We start from the raw sequence: 3282 nt of genomic DNA on the forward strand, positions 1-3282 counted from the left end.
CCTTCGTGTTGCTTGCGTTGTGTTTCTGCAAAATTTTTCCTGCCTTAATCGCTTCAACAATAGCATCTAATTCTTTTCCCTCTTCATTAAAGAGATGCAAAGAATAACCACTGAGAGAATTTGCTAAACTAAGTTCTGTATCAACTTCGCGCCGTTTTCTTTCTGCTTCGATTTTTTCTCGTTGCTTTTGATAGTGATAACTAGCTTTAATAAATTTTACGGCTACATCATCTAAATTAGAAAGTGATTTTTCTTTGATAAGATTGACAATCCTTTTCAGTTTAGAACCTCCCCAAAGCTCACTACTCGCTTTTACTGCATCTTGCTTCTGTAAATCATCCCACTGTTTAGCATCAGCATATAAACGACTTCTCAGAACAATTATCTCCTCTTTTTCTCGAATTAAATTCTGTAACACTTGCCAAGAACGTAATAACGCCTCATGTGCCACCTCAACCGTTGCTTTCCCGTCTTCTCCCTTACTCACCAAAAGACGATTATCTATTAATTGATAGAGAACCTCTCTTTGCATTTCCTCCTGTTCAAAACTCGATTTATCCGCCCTTCTGCTAACCGCTTCTTTCCCTTCTAAACTAATTAACTCTAGAAAAATTTCCTCTGCTGCTTTCCTTTGCACCTCATTAAATTGACTATAAATTTTATCCGCTTGTTTTTCTAGCGCACCTGTTACCCCACCAATCTCTTGATAAATCTTAATATTTAAAACCCGATTTTGAATATGATTTTTTTGCCACAATAAATCTAACGTATATTGTAACAGAGGTAAAGAGCCAGCCTGTTCATAAAAATCGGCAACAATTTGATTAATTAATCCCTTTTCAAAGATTACCCCATTTCTCGCCGCCGGTTCAGCAATAGCTAATCTTAACTCACTTTCATCCATATCTGTTAACATCTTGCTATACTGATCATGGATTTTTCCTAAACTGGGATAAGGACTTAATTTATCTAAAAAATCCGCCCTCATCGTCATCACAATTTTAACTAAACTATTATTATTTTCAATTAATTTAATCAAACTTTTAATAAAAATATCTCTTTCAGTTTTCGGTGTACGAGTAAATAATTCCTCAAATTGGTCAATAAAAATAAACCATAAATCAGAATTATTTTTTAATCCTTCAACCACCTTAATTAAAGTATCTTCCTTAACAGCTTGTGCTAACTTTGCTTGGGATTGTGTATATCTATTCCCTAAAAGACAACCATAAAAAGACTCAAAGGGATTAACATCAGGAACAAAAGTTAAATTAACCAATCTATTTGCGCCAAAATTATCCTTTAACTTAGGAATTAAACCCGCTTGAACTAGAGAAGACTTACCGCTTCCTGACGCACCTAAAAGCAATAAAACATTCTTTTGCTTTAAATAATCGGTTAACTCAATAATCCAATTATCTCGCCCAAAAAACCTATCCTTATCATCTACTTCAAACTTCCTTAAACCCAAATAAGGTGAACCCGTAATTAAAGTTTGAGCCTGAATCTCAACTCCTGACTTTTGGGTGATAATATATTGATTGATTACACCGCCACTAATATCACCTGCAATTCCCTTAAATTCACCATCACCAATAAGACCTTTAACATCACCACCTATTTCTGAATAATAACTTTTATCAGTCATTTTTGCTACCCCAAAATTATTCTTTTCAAGTTAACTTTAAATTGCAGTTTTAGAATTAGCACTCTTTAAGGACTTCCTACTAAACCAAACAATTTAGCCAAACCGCCTAAAATCGTTACAATTAAAGCGACTAAAATCCCTCGACTGACAAACTCTTGATTCTCTAAGCGCTTTTCCAATCCATCAATTTTTCCCTCTAGACGCTTCTCGACACCATCAATTTTTTCCTCCAGACGCTTCTCGACACCATCGATTTTTTCCTCCAGACGCTTAATTTCACCTTTAACTTCACTAAGTTCAATCTTAATATCAGTAACATCTTTTTGAAGATTATCTAACTTTTGATTGATTTGAATTAGAAAATCTTTAAGTTCTACCTCAACAGTAATTGACATAAATTTCCCTCCTAAATAATCCTCAACTAATTAATGTTCTGACTAATATTTCCACCACTAATATCTCCTGCAATTCCCTTAAAAGTACCATCTCCCACCATTCCCTTAATATCATCACCAACATTAATATTATACTTACCTGCGGCAAATTCTTCAGGTTTTAATTGCTTGAGTAATTCTTCTGCTGTCTTAATAACCTCTGCATCTCTATCAATTTTTGCCTCAAGTAACTCTTCTTTGAGCAGTGTTTTTACCCCCTCTGAATCTGGTTTTTTCTCATGTTTATCGACGATATCACTATCATCTGTTTTCCCTTTTTCTGCAAATTTCTTCTTAATCAACGCTTTTAAACTCTCATAAGCATCCTTAACGGCTGTTCCTGCCGTATCCTTAGCAGCAGCAACCGCACCAGCAGCCAACGCAGCGAGAATTAGAGAAATCGGTTCCATTGCCTGAGACTCCAAATTAGATATTGCTGACTCAATTTTAGATCAAAGCAAAGTATCTGACGCGATTATGGCGCAGGTATTGGGCGCGGATGGCTTGCTGAAAAGCTAATTCATTCAGTTGATTACGCTTCTGGGGACATTGGGAAGACGGGATCGAAGGTTCTTGATAGGGGGCAACTAACTTATTTTCGCTTTTACCAAGGGGTAAAGTTTTAATTCCACACTGGGGAACTACTTCCGGTGCAGAAGCATAGTAAATTCCTCCCGGATTTTGGGAAACTTTTCTGAGAGCGGAAGTTGTACTGTAAATGTACTGAATATTATCCCCAAAATCGGCTTTTTCTAAAACCTGATCGATAAAAAATTCCACGGTTCCCCCATCTTCCTTGCGTCGGGAATAGGGAATAATGGCTAAATTAGGCCCGCCCACTTGCCGCCAATTGCTAATTTTTCCTGTATAAATATCTTTTAATTGGGTAATTGTTAGACCGGAAACCGGTAAATCGGGATGAACTGCGATCGCAATTCCATCGATAGCTACGGGAACCTCTTTTAAGGTCAATCCCCGTTGTTGAGCGCGTTGTATTTCCTCATCTTTGAGCGATCGAGATGCTTGGGAAAAAGCCAATTGATTCTCGATTAACATCCGAATAGTTACTAATTCTGTACGCAAATATTGCATCTAGAATTAGCTTTGTACGCTTTGACCCGTACTGGGTTAACTACGAACCTCTCTATCGGATTCCCGCTAAAGGCGGCCTCTCCGACTACCTTTCTTCCAATATTTAAG

The 3282-nt window shown here is 36.9% G+C and carries 4 protein-coding genes; all 4 read right to left on the reverse strand.

Annotated features, from left to right (window positions below):
• Nucleotides 1-1648 (reverse strand): ATP-binding protein (locus O9290_RS09175; protein ID WP_288059296.1); only part of this gene is annotated, 1648 nt, incomplete at its 3' end.
• Between the two features lie 65 nt (nucleotides 1649-1713).
• Entirely contained in the window at nucleotides 1714-2043 is a 330-nt protein-coding gene (locus tag O9290_RS09180) for a coiled-coil domain-containing protein (protein ID WP_287967373.1), read from the reverse strand.
• Nucleotides 2044-2069: 26 nt separating this feature from the next.
• A complete protein-coding gene (locus O9290_RS09185; protein WP_288059294.1) occupies nucleotides 2070-2492 on the reverse strand; it encodes a Het-E N-terminal domain-containing protein in 423 nt (140 codons plus the stop codon).
• Between the two features lie 37 nt (nucleotides 2493-2529).
• A complete protein-coding gene (locus O9290_RS09190; RefSeq protein ID WP_288059293.1) occupies nucleotides 2530-3174 on the reverse strand; it encodes a substrate-binding domain-containing protein in 645 nt (214 codons plus the stop codon).
• Between the last annotated feature and the right edge of the window lie 108 nt (nucleotides 3175-3282).

It is taken from the genome of Microcystis sp. LE19-41.2A (genome assembly GCF_027530405.1).
GTDB lineage: Bacteria > Cyanobacteriota > Cyanobacteriia > Cyanobacteriales > Microcystaceae > Microcystis > Microcystis aeruginosa.